This window comes from Glaciecola sp. HA4-3, from assembly GCF_055693685.1.
This window is the reverse complement of sequence record NZ_CM146340.1, coordinates 3,059,657-3,080,807: the sequence shown is the minus strand read 5'-3', so window position 1 is coordinate 3,080,807 and position 21,151 is coordinate 3,059,657. Positions and strand designations below refer to the sequence as shown.

Annotated in this window: 19 protein-coding genes; 10 read left to right on the top strand and 9 right to left on the bottom strand. The window is 41.1% G+C overall.

Annotated features, from left to right (window positions below):
- Nucleotides 1–4: 4 nt before the first annotated feature.
- Entirely contained in the window at nucleotides 5–376 is a 372-nt protein-coding gene (locus tag ACZ1G6_RS14825; protein ID WP_472616999.1) for a hypothetical protein, read from the bottom strand.
- Between the two features lie 397 nt (nucleotides 377–773).
- Between ACZ1G6_RS14825 and ACZ1G6_RS14820 the strand changes: the two genes are divergently transcribed.
- Nucleotides 774–1,466: a nuclear transport factor 2 family protein gene (locus ACZ1G6_RS14820; protein ID WP_472616998.1), complete on the top strand. Its 693-nt coding sequence runs from the start codon at nucleotides 774–776 to the stop codon at nucleotides 1,464–1,466.
- A 41-nt stretch (nucleotides 1,467–1,507) separates the two neighbouring features.
- On the opposite strand, the gene ACZ1G6_RS14815 is transcribed toward ACZ1G6_RS14820, so the two are convergent.
- Entirely contained in the window at nucleotides 1,508–2,797 is a 1,290-nt protein-coding gene (locus tag ACZ1G6_RS14815; RefSeq protein ID WP_472616997.1) for a DUF418 domain-containing protein, read from the bottom strand.
- 56 nt (nucleotides 2,798–2,853) lie between these two features.
- Nucleotides 2,854–4,179, bottom strand: a complete 1,326-nt coding sequence (locus ACZ1G6_RS14810) for a metal-dependent hydrolase family protein (protein ID WP_472616996.1) — start codon at nucleotides 4,177–4,179, stop codon at nucleotides 2,854–2,856.
- Nucleotides 4,180–4,402: 223 nt separating this feature from the next.
- Between ACZ1G6_RS14810 and ACZ1G6_RS14805 the strand changes: the two genes are divergently transcribed.
- Nucleotides 4,403–4,792, top strand: coding sequence for a RidA family protein (locus ACZ1G6_RS14805; protein WP_472616995.1), 390 nt, complete (start codon nucleotides 4,403–4,405; stop codon nucleotides 4,790–4,792).
- A 23-nt stretch (nucleotides 4,793–4,815) separates the two neighbouring features.
- Here the strand turns inward: ACZ1G6_RS14805 and ACZ1G6_RS14800 are convergent, their stop codons facing one another.
- The 5 genes from ACZ1G6_RS14800 to ACZ1G6_RS14780 all read right to left on the bottom strand — a co-directional run bounded on the left by ACZ1G6_RS14800 (nucleotide 4,816) and on the right by ACZ1G6_RS14780 (nucleotide 9,622).
- A complete protein-coding gene (locus ACZ1G6_RS14800; protein ID WP_472616994.1) occupies nucleotides 4,816–6,912 on the bottom strand; it encodes a hypothetical protein in 2,097 nt (698 codons plus the stop codon).
- Between the two features lie 308 nt (nucleotides 6,913–7,220).
- Nucleotides 7,221–7,787: a carboxymuconolactone decarboxylase family protein gene (locus tag ACZ1G6_RS14795; RefSeq protein WP_472616993.1), complete on the bottom strand. Its 567-nt coding sequence runs from the start codon at nucleotides 7,785–7,787 to the stop codon at nucleotides 7,221–7,223.
- 44 nt (nucleotides 7,788–7,831) lie between these two features.
- A complete protein-coding gene (locus tag ACZ1G6_RS14790) occupies nucleotides 7,832–8,236 on the bottom strand; it encodes a nuclear transport factor 2 family protein (RefSeq protein ID WP_472616992.1) in 405 nt (134 codons plus the stop codon).
- A gap of 123 nt (nucleotides 8,237–8,359) precedes the next feature.
- Nucleotides 8,360–9,091: a glutathione S-transferase N-terminal domain-containing protein gene (locus ACZ1G6_RS14785; RefSeq protein ID WP_472616991.1), complete on the bottom strand. Its 732-nt coding sequence runs from the start codon at nucleotides 9,089–9,091 to the stop codon at nucleotides 8,360–8,362.
- Between the two features lie 63 nt (nucleotides 9,092–9,154).
- Complete coding sequence (locus tag ACZ1G6_RS14780; protein ID WP_472616990.1) at nucleotides 9,155–9,622, bottom strand: nuclear transport factor 2 family protein; 468 nt, start codon at nucleotides 9,620–9,622, stop codon at nucleotides 9,155–9,157.
- A gap of 382 nt (nucleotides 9,623–10,004) precedes the next feature.
- Here ACZ1G6_RS14780 and ACZ1G6_RS14775 point away from each other — a divergent pair, with 382 nt between their 5' ends.
- From ACZ1G6_RS14775 to ACZ1G6_RS14750, 6 genes are all read left to right on the top strand, one after another.
- Nucleotides 10,005–10,538: a TetR/AcrR family transcriptional regulator gene (locus ACZ1G6_RS14775; protein WP_472616989.1), complete on the top strand. Its 534-nt coding sequence runs from the start codon at nucleotides 10,005–10,007 to the stop codon at nucleotides 10,536–10,538.
- Between the two features lie 180 nt (nucleotides 10,539–10,718).
- The gene (locus ACZ1G6_RS14770; RefSeq protein WP_472616988.1) at nucleotides 10,719–11,276 is read left to right on the top strand and encodes a TetR/AcrR family transcriptional regulator; all 558 of its coding nucleotides are present in this window, start codon (nucleotides 10,719–10,721) and stop codon (nucleotides 11,274–11,276) included.
- A gap of 137 nt (nucleotides 11,277–11,413) precedes the next feature.
- Nucleotides 11,414–12,493 carry a zinc-dependent alcohol dehydrogenase gene (locus ACZ1G6_RS14765; protein ID WP_472616987.1) on the top strand — a complete coding sequence of 360 codons (1,080 nt, stop codon included), beginning with the start codon at nucleotides 11,414–11,416 and terminating at the stop codon, nucleotides 12,491–12,493.
- 102 nt (nucleotides 12,494–12,595) lie between these two features.
- Complete coding sequence (locus tag ACZ1G6_RS14760) at nucleotides 12,596–13,756, top strand: putative manganese transporter (protein ID WP_472616986.1); 1,161 nt, start codon at nucleotides 12,596–12,598, stop codon at nucleotides 13,754–13,756.
- Between the two features lie 212 nt (nucleotides 13,757–13,968).
- A complete protein-coding gene (locus tag ACZ1G6_RS14755; protein WP_472616985.1) occupies nucleotides 13,969–15,162 on the top strand; it encodes an EAL domain-containing protein in 1,194 nt (397 codons plus the stop codon).
- A gap of 363 nt (nucleotides 15,163–15,525) precedes the next feature.
- On the top strand, nucleotides 15,526–17,415 hold the full coding sequence (locus tag ACZ1G6_RS14750; RefSeq protein ID WP_472616984.1) for a hypothetical protein: 1,890 nt from the start codon (nucleotides 15,526–15,528) through the stop codon (nucleotides 17,413–17,415).
- A gap of 165 nt (nucleotides 17,416–17,580) precedes the next feature.
- On the opposite strand, the gene ACZ1G6_RS14745 is transcribed toward ACZ1G6_RS14750, so the two are convergent.
- Nucleotides 17,581–19,014 carry a S41 family peptidase gene (locus ACZ1G6_RS14745; RefSeq protein ID WP_472616983.1) on the bottom strand — a complete coding sequence of 478 codons (1,434 nt, stop codon included), beginning with the start codon at nucleotides 19,012–19,014 and terminating at the stop codon, nucleotides 17,581–17,583.
- A 114-nt stretch (nucleotides 19,015–19,128) separates the two neighbouring features.
- Here ACZ1G6_RS14745 and ACZ1G6_RS14740 point away from each other — a divergent pair, with 114 nt between their 5' ends.
- Complete coding sequence (locus ACZ1G6_RS14740) at nucleotides 19,129–20,355, top strand: winged helix-turn-helix domain-containing protein (protein WP_472616982.1); 1,227 nt, start codon at nucleotides 19,129–19,131, stop codon at nucleotides 20,353–20,355.
- Nucleotides 20,356–20,597: 242 nt separating this feature from the next.
- Nucleotides 20,598–21,149, top strand: a complete 552-nt coding sequence (locus ACZ1G6_RS14735) for a hypothetical protein (RefSeq protein ID WP_472616981.1) — start codon at nucleotides 20,598–20,600, stop codon at nucleotides 21,147–21,149.
- Nucleotides 21,150–21,151 lie beyond the last annotated feature (2 nt).

The window sequence follows — 21,151 nt, the reverse complement described above, 5'->3', positions numbered from 1 at the left end:
GTTTCTAATAGTTAACGTAATCTTGATTTGTCCATTCTTCCTGTAACGCCTGTTCGGAAAACGTCATGCACAAGTCATTAACCGCTGATTTCATATCAGAGACTGATAGTTCTGACTTCAAACCCTGTATGATCTTATCCAGTAGTATTCTTCCAGCGCTATTCGTTTCGTAATCCTGATACTGTGCAGAGTCTTTCATAAACAATATGGCTTTTGGTTCACTTTGTGTTTCAATCAAAATCAGATGACTAGCATGGTGGTAATATGCTAATTCTTGCCAATATTCACACTTATCCTTTTTAGTCGATGTAATCGCTTGAACCTGACTTGCGCAGATAGCGACTAGTAAAGCAGAGGCTACAACTTTTTTAAGCATTTTGGTTTTCCTTTTATTAGCAAAAAACCAAACTAGCCTATCAGCTCTAATCAAGCTTTCTTTGAATAAACGTGCTTTTAGGGATGGAATAATGGGTCCAATTAATGGACCGCTTCATATTATTAATGTCACGCCTAAGCCTTTTCCCTACTTTAATCGCTTTGCTCTTCAATACTCGGGCACGGCTCAATATTTCGCATGCTAGCCATTTTTTGTGCAGGACTAAGTTCTCTCTCATTAAGCAAGAAATAAGTGTTCGAAAATATCCGCTTTTTATCAAGTTATGGCTCGAAATCACATGCTCGTTTATTCAATACGTTTTTAATAAACTGAGGTAGCGTTGAAAAAAAGGGCGTTATACGAATAAAATGAAACTAATGGCAATGGGAAGAGAACAATGAAACTTAGTTATGTTAACAAACTTTGCCTCTTTGCGATCATCGGCTTAATCGTGAGAGACGGTTTAGCCAATCAAACCCTTATTTTACCAAATGACGGCAAGGCGGAGGACCATTTTGATTGCAGCGCGGCTATCGATGGTAAAACCTTGCTTGTTGGCGCTTATAAAGCGGATGTTAACAGTATCAATAATGCCCGAGCAGCTTATGTCTTTGTGTTGACTGATTCCGGTTGGCATCAACAAACTAGACTTATGGCTGAAGACGGAGCAAATACTGAAACGCAAATCGAGCATGAAGTGCTAGCAGCATTTGAGCAGTTGGTAACCGCTTCTAAAAATTTGGATGCTAAAAATTACTTTAATCTCATTGACACAGAAAAATTTGTTGGCTTAAACAGTGATGGCACTAATTGGAACTCAATTGAAGATCTAAAACCTCTTATCACTGGAGGTTTTAGTGCTATCAAAACGATTTCTTCATTAGAGTTCACCAATTTAAAAGTATCTGTAATCGATAGTCATACAGCCATTCTTGTTAACGAATTTATCCAGTCATTTACTCTACAAAATGACGAATCAATGACTGTCAGTGGCGGCGGAACTCAAGTCTGGCATAAAACAAATGATAAATGGAAGATCGTTAGCATTTCAGCAAGTAATAAGCACAAACCTATTCCGTTTAATAAGTAACACTCAGCAGTTCGCCAATATACTCAAGCTTACAGAAGAATTTAATAGTACTCTTTGCTTCTCAGTGTGGTAAGTATATGTCTATTCCCCCTTCTAATAGCCAAGGGCTTTTTATAGGTCAACATGCGCCAAATCCATTCTGCAGGCCCATAGGCGAATTGTTTAAACCACAGGTTTGATACAATAATCTGAAAAACAAAAACCACAATCGCGATGACGGCTAAACTCAAAGGCCCTCCCTTTAATTGTAAGCCAAAGCCAATACCATAAAATATGCAAATGCCTAAAAATGTTTGCAATAAATAATTAGACAAGGCCATGCGTCCTGACGCGGCAAAAACGCCTAATACCGACGGGTATTTACGCCACAATAGCGCAAAAATGGCGATATATACGAAAGCGATTGGAAAGACAGCAAGCATATAAACAATTACCGATAAAAAGCCATCTAAAGAGTGAGCTTGGAACGAGTTAAGCCCCGACAGATAAGCATACACAACAGTTGAAGGTAAACCTACAATCAGGCCAAATAAAATAATCTTTTTCAAAAAAGCGGTGTTGTCTAGTATTTTACCGGCAATCAGCTGACGCCCAGCCCACATACCCAGAAGCATTATCCCTAATACCTTTGGTATGCGCCAAGTATCAAAATAGTATCCCAGTCTGCCAATAGCGATTTCCAAGTTTAATTCAAAATAACGAATAACACTGGTGGTATGGACTGTTTCGTAGAAGCCTGCAAAAAAGCCGCTTATATCATCACTGCCATCGACTAAATAGCTTGCTACTTGGTATAGGCCTAACGATGGATCGATACCTAGCTTCCAAAATAAGTAATATCCTGGGATAGGTACCATAAACAAAATCGCTGCAATAATTACCAAACTGCGGTCAGCGCATTTGCGCATAAAAAACAGTACGAAACCTAACAATGCATAAAGAAGAAGAATGTCGCCAATCCAGAATACACACATATGTATCAAGCTAATAAGTAACAAGATACTTAGTCTACGAAGATATAAGCTATTTGCTTTGGTAGCTACCTTGTCTTGTAAGCGCGATAACTGCAGCGCAAATCCCAAGCCAAATAGAAAGGAGAAAATGGTATAAAAGCGACCATCAATAACCATCAGTATAAACGCATCATAAATATACGCGCCATCTATCGTTGATTTTGCTTGGGAATCTACGAAAAGCCACCCCGCAAAATATTGCACGTTCGCAAAAAAGATGCCGAATAAAGCAAATCCACGTAGGGCATCTAAAATATCGTAGCGTGTGCTTGCTGGTATTGGTGTAGCATCGACAGCAGTAGTACTGGGTTTGTTCATCGTTTAATATCTTCCGTTTAATATTTAGCTATTTTAACCAGCGCCAAGCTAGAGGCTCAGTCTGCTTTATGTTTGTATACCACGCCTTCCTTCATCACAAAGCTGACGTTTTGCAAGATGGTGATGTCGGTAAGGGGATCGCCATTAACTGCGACGATATCACCCCATTTACCTGCTTCTAGGCTGCCCAACTCATCGAGTTTGCCAATATTTTCGGCGCCTGAGAGCGTCCCAGCAATAATCGCTTCCATCGGAGTCATGCCGCCGTATTTGACTAGTAATTCAAACTCTTTAGCATTATCACCATGCCGGCCTACACCTGCGTCGGTAGACAGCGCAATATTGACGCCCGCTGTATGAGCCTTTGAAACAAAGGTTTTAACGGCGGTCATGGCTTGCTGCGCTTTTACGCGTTGATTGTCGGTTAAAAAACTGTTGGGATCTTTTAGTGCAGGTTCTACGGATTGAAAGGCTGAAAGTGTGGGCGACAAATAAGCATCGTTTTCAATAAATAAACGGATGCTCTCATCATTTAAAAACGTACCGTGTTCAATGGTGTTTGCCCCTGCCTTAAGTGCAGCGTTAATACCGTTTGCACCATGGGCATGAGCCGCTACCTTGCGACCCATAAGCTTTGCTGTGTCCATGATGGCAGTTAACTCATCCTCAAAGAACTGCTGTTCTAGGCCAGCATTACTGTCAGACATAACCCCTGCAGTGGCGGTTAATTTTATGTGATCAGCTTTTCGCCTAATTTGATCCCTCACCGCTTTGCGACACTCAGCAACTCCGTCGCATACCCCAGTTGTTCGCAATACATCAGCCACTGGCTCTTTAAAGCTGTGGGTGAAGTCGCCATGACCACCATTAATGGCAATAGGATTGCCGGCAACAAAGGTTCTAGGGCCAATAATATAACCAGCATTGATGCCGTCTCTTACCGCAAAGACCGCATCATCAGTGAATGCGCCCATATCGCGAACGCTGGTAAAACCAGCCATCAAGGTATCTCGGGCATGTTTTGCACCCATTATCGCGGTATCAGCGTCTGACATTTGCACCCAACTTAGTGCGGCACCCGGCGCAAGTGCTAAGGTTAAATGAACATGCCCATCAATAAAGCCGGGCATCACAAAGTGACTTCTTAAATTGTGGATTTCAAGTGAATCGCTACTGCCAAGCTCCAAGTCTTTAGCATTCATGTAACCATTTTTGATATCGTAGACTTTACCGTCTTTTAAAATGATGCTTTGCTTTTCGGTTACTGGCTCGCCTGGCACGGCTAACAGTTTACCAGCATGAATAATGTCCCAATTTGCAGCATGGACTTGCGTTAAGCTTGTGAGTAGGCATACAAGAATAGCGATTTTAAAGGATGTCATCGAAGCGTTCTCTTATTTATAACGCTGGTGTAGCCCCCTCAGCCCCTTGCTAGTAAGTACATCACTCAACGTAAGCACTAAGTTACGAGAAAGTGAGCTATGCCTCAATATTGCCAGCGTCAAAGTAGCGTCATTTTTACGCTCGCACTATTGTCACCCCGCTAACTCTCTAATATCTTTTTGAACTACAAAAGCCAGCCAGCTATCAAAGGAAAATACAATAATGACACTTCACAAAAAAACGTATCGAAATGGACCTTTTAAAGATTTTATAGCACAAGGTACTCAAGTCGGAAACGTGCTTTATATGGCAGGGCAAGTAGGGATAGACGACAACGGAATAACACCGGATAGTATTGCTGAACAAACCGCCATTGCTTACTCAAATATGAAACATGTTTTATCGCAATTTGGCGCAAATATGGAAAATATTGTTGATGAAACCTTTTTCGTCACAGATATGAATGCCTTGATGGATAACGTTGAAGCCGTATATGGGGTAAGAGAATCTGCGTATGGCGGTATGCCCGAAGTTAGCCAAACTGTAGTGCAGATAGCTGCGCTCGTTCAGCCAGAACTACAAATTGAAATTAAATGCATTGCGCATCTGTAGCGCTATAGATTCAAAGTGAACCGCTATATTGATATGGGACATGGCAATAAGTCTGGCCAGCCATATCGATCCCAAGCTGCCACTAATCCAATACTCTTGGCAAAAGGTAGAAAATCGGGATGTAAGCGAATCTGCTTAATTGGCTCTAAATCAGCCCAAAGTGACATCATGCAAAACATATTGGCAGGCGTAATTTGAGTACCTAAAGTTTTGAAAACCATGTCTGAATACCCCATCCAAATTGCAGGTTGAACAATACTTGTGTCACATGGGTCATGAAGGGTAGTATGTAGACGGTCTAACAAAACACAGTAAAGCTTTCGATGTGTAGCTTTGCCGCTGCAGACCCCACGTGCAGCAAGTTCCCAAAAGGCGTAAAGGGCGGGGCCGCTAAGAGGTTTAGAACCAGCCGGTGGAAACATCGTCTTATTCATTAGCTTCATGGTTTGCCGATATTGATTAATTGCTAGCTTGCGATCTCCTGATGCTGCAGTGGCAACGCCAAGCCACATGGAAGGTAGGCCTAAGTCGACCATTCGCTGCCCAGCTTCTATGGCCGAATCTATATTGCCTAAATTTAGATGAACCACTGATAGCATCGCATAGTTACGTCCATTAACCGGATCTTGGTCGACGGCCGCTTGAATATAGGGCAAAGCTTCTCGGGTGCGGCCGATATAAAGTAAAAAAGAACCTAGGCGCAGCACTACATCTGGATTATTGGGTTCTAGACGATAAGCTTCAAAAGCTAGGTCGAGTGCTCCAAGTGGATCGTTTTGTGTCCAACGATGAATGCCCAGCATAGCGCGAGCATGCCCTTGTTTTGGGTCTAACTCGATAGCACGCGTGGCGCACTGCGCCATTTTCTGTGATTGTGCTAATCGGTCTAAACAAGGTGTATAAACTGCGGTATAAACATGTGCTTCGGCCAATGCAGTCCAACACGCGGCAAATGTTGGGTCGATTTCAAGAGCGGCCTCTAGCAGTTCAATAGCTTTGGCCAACACACCATCACCAATCGCTCTTACGGTCAAGGCACGCCCCTGCAGGTATAAAGAATATGCCTCTTTGTTTATAGTGCTGCGTCGACGTGGTGGTGGTTTAATCTGACGTGTAAGCGCTAGTCCAAGCTCTTTAGTAAGCGAGACTGCTAGTGTTTGCTGAAGAGAAAATAGATCATCGCTTTGTTGCTCAAAACGACCAGACCAGGCTTGACAACCGTCGGTACCATCGAGTGTAGCAGCATGTACGATAATGGTAGTGCCTTGGCGGCGCACTGTGCCTTCTATTAAATTAGTCACTTTAAGTTTAGAAGCTGTATCAATTGCTGATGCGCTGGAAGCAAACTGACGCGCCGAGGCGCGACCGGCCACTCGTAACTGAGGAATCTGAGCCAGCGTGGTGATGAGTTCTTCAAATAAACCATCGGCGAAGAGTTGCAAGGATTCGTCTGATGACTTCACCGCAAACGGCAATACCGCAATTCTAACCAAGGCTTCATGTGTCTTGTCACCTTGCCCCCGTTTTTGTATAGCTTCTCGCAAGCAAGTACGGGCATAATCAAGATGGTGTTCGCTTGCGTCGGTAAATGTTTGTTCAACTAATTGAGCTAGCTGTGCTTCATATTGAATTCGTTGCGAATCCAGATACTTAGCAAACCCGAGTCCTAAATCTTGTCCGCTATCTAGCTCTTCAAGAAGTGGTTTTGTTCCAATAGTCTGCAGTTGTGCACCTGCTGACTCGTAATGACCGCTTGCCAGTGCGTTGTGTAAATCTGTTAGGTCAGAATTTACTAGCTCAGAACGAATCGCTACCTGCTCACGAGTGCCTAAAAACGGGTCGTCGCAAACCGCAGCAAGTTGTTGTTTTAATTCTAGTAAGGTTTGGCGAAGGCTAGCACGTGCTTGAGCTCTGAACTTACCTTGCCACAGTAACTGGCTAATGTGTTCTCGCTCAATAGCCTCGCCTGGTTGCAAACACAATATGGCCAGCAGTGCTCGAACTCGTTTGCCATTAATAACAATTTCATCGCCGTTTTCCGCCATAACGCGAAAACGACCAAATAATTGTACTTTAATTGGTTTGAATGGATGCACAGATAAATTAGAAACTAAGTTCATCGTGTTGGCGCCAAGATACATAGAACAAAGACTGGTGCGGGTAAGTTTTTACCCGACGTAAGTAAGGCGTATAGCTGAAACAATACTACGCCTACCAAAAGTTTAAAAAACTAGTATATTCTATGCTCAACCCGTATTCAATTATCAAGCAAACGCCCAATGCAGTGAAAAGGCTACTTCCGTCTCATCGCCTTGGTCAGATTAATCTATCTCACTAATATAGAAATTTGTTTAGTTATTTTAAAACTAGATGGGCTAGGATCTATAAGGAAGCTAAGCCTGAGGTTAATCAGGCCCTGCTATTAGACTCATGCTGCATCGATATCGTCAGATGACCAACTGTCTGCTAGAAACGCGTTGTCTACAGGTGTATTTGCTACATGATTACTGTAGTTTGAAAGCGTTTTTAATGAAGTTCCAAGAATGACCTCTAAAACATTGCCTTTGGTATATCCGGCAGCAACGAACGTTTCAATATCTTCCTCAGTGGCATAGCCACGACTCTGAACGATTTTAATGGTAAATGTTCTTAACGCCTCTAGCTTGTTGTCGTTAAGTTCAGTGCCTGCGCGCAAGTCTGCAATGATATCTGCCGGAACCCCTTGCATTTTGGAGATGGTAGAATGTGCGGCCATGCAGTATGTACAGCCATTAAGGCGATTATTCGTCATAAGTACGATTTGGCGTTCAGTTGCCGTAAAATCGCTTTTGTCGAAAATTCCCATCAACGTTGAGTATGCTTCTACTGCTGCTGGAGACTCAGCAAGAGTCGCCATAAGGTTTGGCACAAACCCGAAGGCTTTTTCTGCACCTAAAAGCACCCCTTTGCTTCCTTGTGGAGCAGTTTCGTGGGTGTGAATGGTAAAATTAGTCATTAGTTATTCCTCGGTTAGTAAATAAAAAGTCCATGTATCAAAAATTAATTGTTAGCGTGTGAGTCGTAGACCTTCCCACTGATTTTCCACTGAGAATCTTGCTTGTATAAAACAAAGAAGTCGGTAAAGCGATTCCCACCCCAATTGATAAATTCCACTTTTGCTGCAGCTGCTGGGCCAGAAATGTCTATCCATGCGATATGATATTCAACGCTTTGTGATGGCCCGCCTTCACTGACAACATCAGCAAAGACATCTGCATCCATGTTGTAGAATTCTCCGCCAACAGACCCAACTATGTGAGCGTGATCAAAAAACGCGGTTCGTATGTGTTTGCCATCACCACTTTTTGCCGAGGTAATGTAAGGCTGGAGCGCTTTTTCAATGGCTTTGTATTCGTTAAAGCTATGAAGCTCGTGTGCAGTGTTTGGTTTAGTGACTAGAGTCATGATTTTTTCCTTTGATTTTAATAATATTAATTACTGGTTTTATAGGGCAATGTAATAACGCGCGGCAAAATCCAGCGAGCCATCCCAGAGCAACGTTATTTCCAGTGGGAAGGTGCTCATTTTTTACGACCAATTATGCGCTGGGACGTTATTGCCTTTTTGCACGGCAGGCCTTGCGTTAAATCGATCCATGTAATTAGAAATATTTTTTAGATCACGCAGCCCTATGATTTCTCCGGCTTTTAAAAAGCTTTCTATGCTGTTAAACCAAGGCGCAATCGACATGTCTGCGATAGAGTATTCTCCTGCAATCCACTCCCTTCCTTCTAAACGCCTGTCTAGCACAGATAGTTGTCGCTTAACTTCGTTGGTATAACGCTTTAAGGGGCGCTTATCCTCAAAATCTTTGCCAGCAAACGCAAAAAAGAAGCCGAATTGACCAGCCATTGGACCAAAGCCAGCCATTTGAAACATCAACCATTGTTGTACTTCGTATTTCTGGGCAAGTGAGTTGCCGTTAAACTGGCCACTTTTGTCTGCAAGGTAGTTAAGAATTGCACCGCTTTCGAATATGCCTATTGCACTACCATCTGCACCATTTGGGTCAATAATGGCGGGAATTTTGTGGTTGGGATTTAAGGACAAAAATTCAGGATTGCCCACTCCGTCTTCGTTCAAAGGAATTTTGTGCGCTTCATATTCTAGCCCTAATTCTTCAAGCATTATCGAAACTTTCTGCCCATTGGGAGTAGGCATAGAATAAAGTTGAAGAATGTCTGGATTTTTTGCAGGCCATTTCTTGTTAATGGGAAATTCTTGAAGCGATTTCGCATTACTGATAATTGGGTAAGTCATTATTATTTCTCTCTTTCTAGTGCCTAATTTCTATTAGTTCGACTTGATGGTCGTCTAAACCCTTTAATTCTGGGAGTGTGAATCGTATACTTTTCCGCTAATTTTCCACTGGCCTTCATGCTTATATAAAATAAAAAAGTCAGTAAACCTAAAGCCACCCCAGTTAATAAATTCAACTTTTGCTGCCGCTGCAGGACCAGAAATGTCTATCCACACGATACGATGTTCGACATCTGGAGACGGGCCACCAGCGCTAACACTTTGCTCGAAACTACTTAGGTCAGAGTTATAAAGGGTGCCATTGATTGACCCAACTATATGCGCATGTTCGTAAAACGCGGTGCGGATAACTTTGCCGTTACCAGATTTGGCGCTTTTTATATAAGGCTGCAAGGCAGCAACCACTTCGTTGTATTCCTTGAAGCTATGTACTTCGTCTTCTTTGGTTTCTTTTGCATGAACAAGATTACCAATGCTCATTGCTAGAACAGTGAACAGTACATAAGAAAATTTGGCTGCGAATAATTTCATTTTAGCGCCCCTTGTTAATTACCTATATATAGGTAGGCTGTTTAAGTAAAGAAGTAGAATATATAAAAGAATTCATGCTTTTATGTTCGTTAAACTCATATTTCGCAGTTAAAAAGGAATATGGCTTAATCAACAATTCTACCTACATGCATATAGAATAATATGGAAAAATAATACTTGTCAAGAAAAAAACACTATTAATCGAACAATTTTACTGATGTTTTATTCAAAAATTGGCAACTTGCAAACAACCCTCACTTGAAGTATTTTACCTATATGCATGTAAGTTATTGGTATTCCATGCAAAATGTAATGGTCGATGGTGAGAAACACTAAAACATGCTCATGCGTGTGAATTAAGAGAGATGAAGAAGTAGCAAGTATGAAAGATACGAAAACAAAAATTTTGGAGTTAGCGGAAAGTTATACGCAAATGAAAGGTTTCAACGCCTTTAGTTATTTAGATCTGGCAGCTGAAATTGGTATAAAGGCTGCCAGTATTCATTATCACTTCAAGAGTAAAGACGATCTTGCTTTAGCTTTGGTTGAGCGAGCGTTAGAGTTGCATACTTTGGCTTTTCGTAATATGGATATCGAAATTCAAAATCCAATCGATCGACTTATTGCGGTAAAAGATTACTTTAAGGCTTATATTCATAGTGACAAATTTTGCCTTTGCGGAATGATAGCAGCCGAGCTACAGTCTGTGAGTCCCAAAGTAAGAAAAAAGGTCGATCTTTATTTCACTGAATTTCAATCTTGGCTTGCAAAACAATTTAAAGCGCTAGGGTTTGTCGATGCAAATTTTCAAGCTTTACGTTTTCTTAGTTCACTAGAAGGGTCTTTGCTTATTGCTAGAGTAAAAGCTGATCCTGAGGTGGTAGAAGATGCTTTGACTAGCTTCTTTGATTGTTGAAATAGGGCTGTAGAGTCCTATTTTAGAACGACTTCAATACTGAAATTAAAGGTTATTTTTTACGATTCAAGCGGTCACACATGTTGGCTTAATGAAAAAATTTCACATTGAGGCTTGATTTTCAAGACGAACGGTCATATTATGTTTTCACTTTCAAATAACTAACAATATAAAAAGCTTATGCCTAAAGCTAATAATCGTCAAAAAGTCTTAGATGCGGCTCTCGCTATTTTTCATGAAAATGGATTTAACGGGACTAGTGTAAACGACATAGTCGCACGAGCAAATGTGCCGAAAGGGTCTTTTTACAATCATTTTAAGAGCAAAGACGCGCTGGGAATTGAAATTTTAGAGGTCTATTGGGAGAGTAATTCGCTTAGTCGGACAAAACTATTGAATCCTAATATACCGGCTAAAGAACGATTAAAAGAATATTTAGCTAACGTGGGTTATCATGAGTGCGGCTGCTTAATTGGTAATTTTAGTGGGGAAGTAGCTAATTTGGACTTATTTAGGAATAAATTATCAACCCTGATTAACACTTGGAAAGTTCATATCGCTTCTTGCATTAAAGACGGCCAAAAAGAAGGCACTATTGTTGCGGATACGTCAGCAGATGATCTTGCTGATTACGTGGTGAGTTGTTTACAGGGTTCTGTGCTCACCGCAAAAGTTAATCAAGACTCGTCTTTGATGGAGCGAAATGGGCATTTAGTAATGCATTTTCTAGAAGCTTGATAGAAAGTACTATATTGCTGGTCGTTGACCAGTATTTTTTTAATATAAATTAAAGATGACTGGTCATATTAAAATATGCGGTACTCTTAAATACAACTTAAGTAATCAATATAAAATACGTAATAGAGGAAATTAAAATGAAAGCAACAATATATGAAGACAGAGCCAAAGTAGCGGTAGTGGATCTCCCAAAACCGGAGCTTATTGATAGTACTGATGCGATTGTGCGCATGACATTAGCAGGTATTTGTGGCGCAGACATGGATTTTACGCAAAATGGCCCTGAATTGGGTGTTGAGAAAGGGATGCGTCTTGGTCATGAGTTTGTAGGTGTGGTTGAAGCAATTGGTGACAACGTAAAAAGCTTGAGTGTGGGTGACCGCGTTGTTGCCTCAGCCATGTTTGTAGATGGAGAATGTCACTATTGCAAAAAGGGCGTTAATTCCGCTTGTGAACAAGGTGGTCTTTTTGGTACACCTATGTTTGTTGAGCACGGCGGCGCCGATATACAAGGCGGTCAATCAGAATACATCCGCGTCCCTTTCGCAAACACCACCTTATTTAAATTGCCAGAAAATCTAAGCTCAGGTGCCGATGATGCAAAAGTACTACCGTTAGCAGATAACTTTGCTACGGGTTTTCATGGTGCAATGAACTCTAATATTCAAGCTGGTGAAACTGTCGTCATTATTGGTGATGGGGCGGTTGGTTTAAGCGCTGTAATGGCAGCAAATTTGTTTGCTCCGGCACAAATAATTCATGTTGGACGACACGATGGACGACTTGCGCATGGCTTGAAAAATGGAGCTACTCATGTTGTAAACAGCAAAAACACTGACCCAGTAGACTATGTTAAAAGCTTAACCAAAGGATATGGCGCCTTGTCTGTTATTGATACTGCAGGCTCGCCTGAATCAATTAAACAAAGTATGGATATGGCACAAGCAGGTGCCAATATCAGCATACTGGGCTTCGGTCATTTATTTGCACCTGCTGAAGCACCATATAATGACGCTTTGTTTCGTAACCTAACTATACACACGGGTGTGGTAAACGTTGCTGCTTATATGAACATATTACTACCAATGGTTGAAAGTGGTCGTTTAGACCCAAGCGTAATTTTTACCGACATTCTGCCACTGGACGAGGCAGTCAAAGGATACGAGCTAATGCGAACACGCGCCGAAGGCACAATTAAAGTCGCCTTAAAAAATTAGCGTTATTTAAGTTCACCATTTATCTAGATGGTGAACTTACTCCTTACCACTACGACTTGACTCTTTTAATAAGTTAAGCAAAGTTTTGAAAAGATGCTCAAAATGACAACACATACTAATTCTTCGCATATCAACTGGTTTCCTCAAGGATATTCCCTAGGCAGAATAACTACTACATTAATCGTATTTGTCTGTGCCTATCTGCTTGAGAGTCATGCTCAGATTGCAATTTGGGAAGTACTATCGCATGCATTTTTGGATGTTACGGTTTTCATAGGTGTCACCTTACTAACTTTTTATAGCCTTGAACATATTGGCAACTATGATACCAAGGCTGTGCTTGAAAAATACAAACATGCCCAGATCCCGATCGCCGCGCTACTAGGTGCCTTGCCTGGCTGTAGTGGCGCAATAATTGTAGTAACTCAATTTAGTATAGGCCGAGCGCGTTTTGGTTCGGTAATCGCCGCTCTTATTTCAACTATGGGAGATGCGGCTTTTCTGTTAATGGTCTCAGACCCTTCCACCAGCGTCTTGATCGTATCGCTTAGTATCATTGTTGGCTGCATCTCTGGTTTGTTGGTTGAGCATAAACATGGCGAGAAGTTTATGCTCGCTCCCTTTGAATTTGAATCTCGAAAAACAAAGTGCCATCACGTCAACTTGCTACAACTTGTATGGGTGTTATTACTCATTGTAGGGTTTGTATTTAGCTTAGAGCATATGTCTCACGATGAATCACTTGAGCATGCTCATGAGCACAGCATGGCGTTTTACGTAGGTGCTGTTGGCTCGGCTGTAGCACTACTTATCTGGTCTTTCGGCCCATCGTCTTCATTCTTGAAAATACATTTTGGGCCAAACAAAGCCCACGAAGTAATACACACAGTTTCCTCTGAGGTTGGTAATATAGCAGCGTGGATCACGCTTTCATTTTTAATGTTTGAAATGTTGATGCAGTGGACTGGCTGGGAGCTACGTTCAGCTTTTGCGTCAGCGGGTATTTTTCTGCCCTTAATTGGTGTATTGATAGGGCTTATTCCTGGTAGTGCTCCGCAACTGCTTACAACTGGGTTATTTTTGCAAGGCGCGATTCCGTTATCTGCACAATTAGCAAACGCAATATCAAACGACGGTGATGCCTTGTTTCCCGCCATTGCTAAAATGCCTAAAGCTTCTCTTATTGCTACTTTTTATACAGCTATTCCGGCACTAGTAATTTCTTATTTGTTTTACTTTGCTTTTGAGCATATTTATTTTTAATCAGCATATATGGAGTTTTGAAGTCTTAGTAAGGTAAGCGAGGCGCACCCGCCTATGAAAGTGTGCGGCCGCAAAGGGAAAATCGTCGTGTCAAACCTATAAGCTAGTGTTGTTTGAACCAAGACTTAAAATAATCAATAAACATGACGGATTCTCTAAAGCGACACAACTCGCGCCCGATATAAAGGATCCGCACACAAAGAGAATATCTAATGAACTGTAAAAACTATATTTTCGTGGTAACACTTGAGCAACCTCGATTACTCGAAAGTATACTCGGTGATTTTATTGTTCAGCACGCATGGCAAGAAATAGCGTTGGCTTTAATCCCTAGGTTGCACGCAATGTTTAGTCGATATCAAAACGTTGATGTGGCATCTACCGATCAATACACTATTCAAGTATTAGCCTCGCATAAGAGTCAAAGTACACTTCTTGATATAGAAGAGCAGAAAACCGTGCTTATTCAAACTGCACAGGCATACGTTCGCGAGGCCTTAATTCAATACTTTGGCGCCGGAAGTGGCAGAAAGATCAACTTTGCACTTTTATTCAAAGAAATAGGCAATCGTCACTCACTTAGTTCTGAAGACTTGCACAAGTGGTTAACTAACGAGGCCGTTTTGGAGTCAGGCATTAGTGAGGAAGATACCAGTGAATCTTCTCCACATGGTCAGATCACTAAAAGCGAGTTGCTGAGTTTAATCCATAAAAGACAGCTCCAGATTTACGCTCAAGAAATTATTGAATTATCAAACGATTCTATTGTTGGATATGAGGTCTTAACTCGAGGGCCTAAAGAATCAACCGTAGAAAGAGCAGACAAACTATTCGGTTCCGCTTCGCATTTTGGCCTGACTAAAGAGCTTGAGTTGGCTTGTATTGAACAAGCTTTAGGATACTTAGCCGCACTTCCTGCCGATAAATTCCTAACGATAAACTTAGGTCCTGAAGTGCTTGCCAGTGAAGAATTAAGCCAACTATTGCAAAACCCAGATATGCACCCCTATTATACAAGGTTATGTTTTGAGTTAACTGAGCATTTACCATTAATCGACGTTCAAAATATTGTTGATAAAGTGAAAAAACTTCAAGACATAGGCATTAGAGTGTTATTGGATGATACCGGTTGCGGTTTCTTTGATATTTCAACGGCGGAGATACTTAAACCTGCAATCGTAAAGTTATGCATTTCAGTGATTAGACGCATAGATCAAGTTGGCGCCATAGAAGGTGAGCTCCAAGACACAAGAAAACGTCTAGATGAGCTAGGTGCGCATACACTTGGCGAAGGTGTTGAAGAAATATACCAAGCCGAAACCCTTAAACGAGCGGGCATTAGATATGCGCAGGGGTATTTATTTAGCAGGCCACGGCCTATATTAGAGGTGCTAACAATTTGCTAACGGACAGAAGCGTAGCGGTATAATCGTGGACACAGCTGCGTTGCTGTCCCAGTTGCCCTAGGGAACGACCTAAGCGACTTATTAGACACCCTCTACCTATATAGTTATGTACTGTGGGCATTAGTCCCTTCCATAAATCATTCTTTTTAATAGCTTGCCTAGCTATTGGAGCACGTTGATTTGTGATTTTTATATTGTTCAATATCAAAAACATAACTGACTATGCTATGTTGAAAATAACAATCAAAACCTAACATCTGCATTGCTTGAAATTCTCTAATCTGTCACGGTACTATTATCATCAATATTTTTTTTATCTTCCATGCAATTAAGACTATATGAACAATAAAGGATTTATATTCATTGGCCTTAGTTTTCATCCTTGCTGCAGCCTATGTTATTACCTACTCAGCACAAAATTCATACGGCTCAGCATCCAGCCTGAGCATAAGTGAAGGTGGCAACAACAATAACTTTAATCAAAATAAACAATTTACTTCGCTTACCTCTATAGAGTCGAAGTTACCGGTTTTTAAGAAAGTACCGATGCCTATTTCGTCAATTCCAGAAGATGAATGCGATTTGCTCGAGAGAAACGCTAGTTTTCGTCTTATGCACCGACAAATTATGAAAGCGGCGACTCAAGCTTACTTTGCGGGAAGCTCAAAACAAGAAGTGGCGGATGGGATTTGGGCTCAATTAAGCTGGATGAATGCCCGCACGTGGTATAATGAAGCGCTTGATTTTGAATTGTTGAATAAAGATTTACCAATTCTTAAGTCATTACCTACAGCCGATAGTTTGGTGATGTTATTAGAAGAATACAACGCTCGTTTAGCAGCGGGTGAGCAAATCAACCAGATGATTGACTTGTCTTCTAACAAAGACTCGTTATGGCGCCATATTGATTTAGAGCAGGCTAATCAAGCATTATTAAGTGATGAATCTGTTGATACTGTTTTGGCAAAACTGAATGACGCTTTGAGTGACGTACCTAATCAATTGTTAACTAACACTCAAATAAGCCCAGTAAGCAATATTATTGTGTCTGCTGTTGCATCAAAACGAATAGACGTCGCCATTGCGTTATTTGACCAATATCCGAGTTTTGCTCAGTTTACTAGCCCATACGAGAACTATCTGCGAGCAAACGTAGTGGCATCACTCAATTACGAATTAAACACACCGCAGTTAAAGAATGACGTAAATCAGTTACTCGAAATCCTTGATGTATATGACACTGCTTTAGCTTTTTATGAGTTGTCAGGATTTTTTAATAGGCTTCGTCTTCGCGAAAGGTTGGCTAAATTGCAAGAGCAAAATATCAACATACCATATCAAGTTATGAACGAAGTGGATGCCCCAGAATCTTCTATACCATTGTGGTACGACAAGGAGGCTTATGAGCTCGTTTTAGCAACAGAAACACAGTGCAATGCCAAGAAAAACTGGATGCAAGATAGAGATTTAACTTACGCACAGTGGCAACAATTTGCACCCGATGGATTTGTCTCAGATGTTGTCAACTCTTTTGAATATCGCTATTGCAAGGTCAAAAACGTGGCATTCACTTCTTTATCCCACACTGATGTAGATGCAATCCAAAGCAGCATCAATATGATAAAGAAAAATATGCAATTAACAGACAAAAATTTGGCCGAAGCCGAATTGAATATAATAGAAGCTGGTGCTATGAATGATCTGCAGCGCGCAATTTTCAGCATGGTTTTGACAGGAGAATTGCAGCGAATGAATACGCTATCAGATCACGAGATCATTCAGAAATTAACGCAAGCTAATCTAAAGCCCAATACGAACAAGCTCGCCGTCTTAAACGAAATTGTATTAACTGACGGATTTCCTCTTTGGATAGATGACATAGACTTTAATAGTATTCCCAAAAGCTATCTTTTACTAAATACCCTAGCTGAAGAAGGCAAGTTTGACCTTTATAAGCAAATAAAGGACAAATTAGAGCAAAATGACGCTGAAGAACTCGACCCTTTCTATTTTTTCGTCAAAGGCTATACCTCATTACGTAACGCAGGTGGCATACTTAATTTTACAGTATCTTCAAATACAGAATTTACTGAGTATTTTCAGCAAAAAGGCATTAGTCCCTCCGCCCATCACTTAAGAGCCTCTTACAGTTTAAAACTCAAAAGTGAAAGCGATTACACAAACCTAATAAAAGACTTTCCGCAGCTCGCTGTAGACCACAATGACGACTACTTCTCTGTGATATGCGAATAGACCTGACTGCTTTTAACATGTGAACTGCGCAAAGTTAAGCAAAGGTTAAGTGATACTTGCGACCGATTTACCACGGCTTGCTAGGTCAGCCTTTTTTGTTGTTGATTTGCACTTTCGTACCCGCACGCAAACTAAGATTATGCAGTTTGCGGTCTATTAGAATAATTAGCGTGTTAATACATCCACTATGTGGTCTAACTCAAATGAGTCGAGCGTGATATCTGGATAAACAGGGCCTGGTTTTTTATCACCAGAGGGTCTTACGATGCGTGCTTTTGGAAATCCCACTACAATTTTACTTTCTTGTAATGTAAAGCTCTCCATCGATGCGAGCGTGGTAGCAAAGTCTGTGGTCGCTTCGCCAATAATGGTGCCAAAACCATAGTCTTTGGTAATTGCAGCGAGCGATACTGCATTAGAATAGCTAGAGCGATCGATTAATACATAAACCTCGCCTATAAATTTCTTAGCTTTTCTTGGCTTAACCGTATCAATCGGAAACGAAAATGTGGTGCCATATAGGTGTTTATCATAGCTTTTCGCTAACTGCTGAGATGCCGAATTCATCTCGCCTGATGCCTGTTCTAGTCGTTTGGCATTTGACGTTTCTGCGTGAAGACTAGAGCGAACGATAAACTCAGATGCAAACTTAAAGGGTTTGTCTGCATACCAAGCTATAAGTGGATCGCTGAAAGAGTTTGTACCACCTGGGTTTTCACGAACATCAATAAGCAATTTAGATGCATTATTTTTTAGCACTTGAGTGAATGCGTCGTCAATAAAAGTAACAAAAGATCTATTGTCCCAGACATCGCTAGGGTTTTCAGCATTATAAAAAGGTCCAGGTTTGAGATAAGCAATGTCAGTGCTTAACATTTTAAAGTCTCTAAGGTTTTTCTCGACTTGCTCCTTAATGTGGGCCTTGTCGATATTTGCTTGAAGTGTTTCTCTGTCGAGCGAAGTGATGGTGTAGGTGCTAATCACTTCGCCGTCTGTTACGGTAATGTCGTACTTCGAGGGGACCCTGCCTTGGTCCATGCCAACCAACCATAAATATTGTGGTAGTTGAAACTCAAGCAATGAGGCGGCGATATCTGAGGTGTCTGACGAGATATATTGTAAAATAAGATCAAACCAAGCATCAACAGGTATGTCGTTAATATGAGTTATTTCAGCATTGTCTGGTAACTTTTGATTGGAATAATTCTCTGATACTCGCCAGCTTGATTCATTAATTTGCACATATATCGGAAATGCAGTACCGCGATTATCACGGTACAGTGTATATGCGGCGTCGGGAAATCCAATTTTCGCATGAGCGACTTTTCCCAACGCAATAAATTTTTGAAAAAAGATATGGGCTTGTAATGTGGTTTTTGGTTGATCAATGCTTTGTATAAACGAGGCAAATTGAGCGTCATACTCGTCTTTTGTTATGTTCGCAAACAGGTCAATATGAGACACTTGAAGATCGGTATAAAGCTGCGTAAGGTCGCGTTTTATTTGCGCGACCGATAGGACATTTGATGTATCATTTGCGTTAGCGTTTGCAAATATTATTACGCATACCACAAATATAATTTGCTTGAATTTGGTCATTCTATTCATTACCTATTTGATGTTAATATTGCATTGGTATTGTCATAAATACGAGCAAAAAAACCATGGCAATAAGCTCTTTTTAACCTGACGATTTCCTGACAACAGGTAATTATGACGACAAAGGCTAATAAAATTACGACTCGACAATTTGGTGATTGGCGGTTTGACGCTAATACCAACACACTTATGCATGTATCTGCTAACACGATGACGCGCTTAGAGCCAAAAGTGGGTGAGTTGTTACATATTTTGCTTGAGGCTGATGGACAACTGGTGTCCAAAGAAAGCCTACTGTCAAAATTGTGGAAAAACTTAATTGTAGGTGACGATACGTTGGCCAGAACGGTTTCTCGCTTACGCAATGCCTTGTCGGACAACGCAACGAACCCAAAATATATTGAAACAATTCCCAAAAAGGGATACAGATTCAAGGCCAAGATTACAGCGAAGAGGGAAAGAAAACATGCTCGATTGGTTCCTCATGCATATGTATCTGTAATGATTTGCATTGGGCTTGCATTGGCTGTTTTTGTTTTCTATCCCAAAGAAAACAAAGAACTAAGTGACATGCTTGGGCGCGCAGATGGCCTATATATGACCTTCAATGAGCAAAGCAATGAAGCGGCACTAGCCCTTTATGAAGCCGCGCTAGAAATTGCTCCAAACAATGCAAGAGCAAGGGCCGGAATTGCCAATGCAATGGTACAACGATTGGTACGTTGGCCATCCAAAGAGTTTTCTGTTGATGTCACAGGCGTCTCGCTTACTAAGGCATTAGCGTCCGGTCAACTCAGTACGCCTGAATCTAAACTTATGCTAGAACGAGCAAGACTCATTGCGGAAAAAGCTGTGCGTTTGGCCCCAAACAACCCAGAAGCACTAAAGTCGCTTGGCTTTGTTTATTCAGCAGAAGGTAAAATTGATGAGGCGATTGTGCAATATCAAACCGCTATAAGGCTAAATGACAATGCTTGGCGGTCGATGATTAACATAGGTGAGCTTTATTTTTTAAACGGCCAGCAAGATAAAGGTATTCACTCTTTTATAAATGCGTTTGAGGCAATGGAAACGATATATCAAGTTGAGCCTCAAAACATAGGACCATGGCAGCCCGAGGTCGGTAATTATATTGCGGCACATTATTTAACAATAGGAGAGTTAGATAAGGCGCAAATATGGGCGCAGCGTGTCTTGCAACTTGTGCCTTTCCATCGCGAGGCGTCAACTGTATTAGTCGGCACGTTACAACAACGTGAGCAAACAAATGAAGCTAAAAAGGTGTGTAGCAATTACGCGTCTAAGTTAACCCCACTTGAGGTCTGTCAAAGATTATATTAGCCCCAATGCATTGATTAATGGGATCTTAGAGGTCTTGCAAGGCAAACATATTTGGGCTATTTTAAAAGTGTAAAAGATATGGCGTTACCTTCAAGAAAATTTAAACGCGAACCTGTGCTTTAATTTTAGGCTGTGTTGTTTGCATTTTTTAAAAGAAGAAGACTGCGACAAATAAAATGTGATTTTTTTTGCCCTAGTCATAAGCGCTGACATTGATTTAGATTAAACAGTAGAACTTTAAAATGAAATTATCAGTCATTGTGCTTACTTTGGTAATATTCGCTTTCTCCAGTCAAACGACTGGACAATCAGCTGAAACTACTCCGGCTAATTCTCAACTCCCTAAAGCCACTAAACAACAAATTTCTGATTGGCTGTCCCAACATATTGTTGCTTGGGATGAAGATACCAAGCTAACTGTACAGGGTAATGATTGTCGGCTGCAAATTATGCGCAACAACCGAAGCGCTATCATGAATTTCAAAGGTATATTATTTCCCGTAGAAGTGATTCGCAAAGGCAAATCAAACGATGCATTTGTTCGCGTTCGCTTTAAAGAAAGATATTCTGGTGATTTTGGAATGGAGCGCGAATGTAACCAGCAAAACAATTTCTGCCAAGACAACATAGGAAAATGGTCGCCTCTTTCCTATTATGACTTTACAGTGAGTAATGTGAGTAAGTACTCGGGACCCATATTAGACTTAAATATTACCAAATCAAGGCGCCTCGCAAGAGCAATTACTCATTATGCACGCTTGTGCAATGCTACTGATTATAATTTCACGTTTTAATA

What these genes read in the sequence shown, in the direction of transcription:
- ACZ1G6_RS14740 (WP_472616982.1), top strand. Translation starts at nt 19,129, where the DNA reads ATGACGACAAAGGCTAATAAAATTACGACTCGACAATTTGGTGATTGG.
- ACZ1G6_RS14820 (WP_472616998.1), top strand. Translation starts at nt 774, where the DNA reads ATGAAACTTAGTTATGTTAACAAACTTTGCCTCTTTGCGATCATCGGC.
- ACZ1G6_RS14765 (WP_472616987.1), top strand. Translation starts at nt 11,414, where the DNA reads ATGAAAGCAACAATATATGAAGACAGAGCCAAAGTAGCGGTAGTGGAT.
- ACZ1G6_RS14775 (WP_472616989.1), top strand. Translation starts at nt 10,005, where the DNA reads ATGAAAGATACGAAAACAAAAATTTTGGAGTTAGCGGAAAGTTATACG.
- ACZ1G6_RS14810 (WP_472616996.1), bottom strand. Translation starts at nt 4,179, where the DNA reads ATGACATCCTTTAAAATCGCTATTCTTGTATGCCTACTCACAAGCTTA.
- ACZ1G6_RS14735 (WP_472616981.1), top strand. Translation starts at nt 20,598, where the DNA reads ATGAAATTATCAGTCATTGTGCTTACTTTGGTAATATTCGCTTTCTCC.
- ACZ1G6_RS14785 (WP_472616991.1), bottom strand. Translation starts at nt 9,091, where the DNA reads ATGACTTACCCAATTATCAGTAATGCGAAATCGCTTCAAGAATTTCCC.
- ACZ1G6_RS14780 (WP_472616990.1), bottom strand. Translation starts at nt 9,622, where the DNA reads ATGAAATTATTCGCAGCCAAATTTTCTTATGTACTGTTCACTGTTCTA.
- ACZ1G6_RS14745 (WP_472616983.1), bottom strand. Translation starts at nt 19,014, where the DNA reads ATGACCAAATTCAAGCAAATTATATTTGTGGTATGCGTAATAATATTT.
- ACZ1G6_RS14805 (WP_472616995.1), top strand. Translation starts at nt 4,403, where the DNA reads ATGACACTTCACAAAAAAACGTATCGAAATGGACCTTTTAAAGATTTT.
- ACZ1G6_RS14770 (WP_472616988.1), top strand. Translation starts at nt 10,719, where the DNA reads ATGCCTAAAGCTAATAATCGTCAAAAAGTCTTAGATGCGGCTCTCGCT.
- ACZ1G6_RS14825 (WP_472616999.1), bottom strand. Translation starts at nt 376, where the DNA reads ATGCTTAAAAAAGTTGTAGCCTCTGCTTTACTAGTCGCTATCTGCGCA.
- ACZ1G6_RS14815 (WP_472616997.1), bottom strand. Translation starts at nt 2,797, where the DNA reads ATGAACAAACCCAGTACTACTGCTGTCGATGCTACACCAATACCAGCA.
- ACZ1G6_RS14760 (WP_472616986.1), top strand. Translation starts at nt 12,596, where the DNA reads ATGACAACACATACTAATTCTTCGCATATCAACTGGTTTCCTCAAGGA.
- ACZ1G6_RS14795 (WP_472616993.1), bottom strand. Translation starts at nt 7,787, where the DNA reads ATGACTAATTTTACCATTCACACCCACGAAACTGCTCCACAAGGAAGC.
- ACZ1G6_RS14790 (WP_472616992.1), bottom strand. Translation starts at nt 8,236, where the DNA reads ATGACTCTAGTCACTAAACCAAACACTGCACACGAGCTTCATAGCTTT.
- ACZ1G6_RS14755 (WP_472616985.1), top strand. Translation starts at nt 13,969, where the DNA reads ATGAACTGTAAAAACTATATTTTCGTGGTAACACTTGAGCAACCTCGA.
- ACZ1G6_RS14800 (WP_472616994.1), bottom strand. Translation starts at nt 6,912, where the DNA reads ATGAACTTAGTTTCTAATTTATCTGTGCATCCATTCAAACCAATTAAA.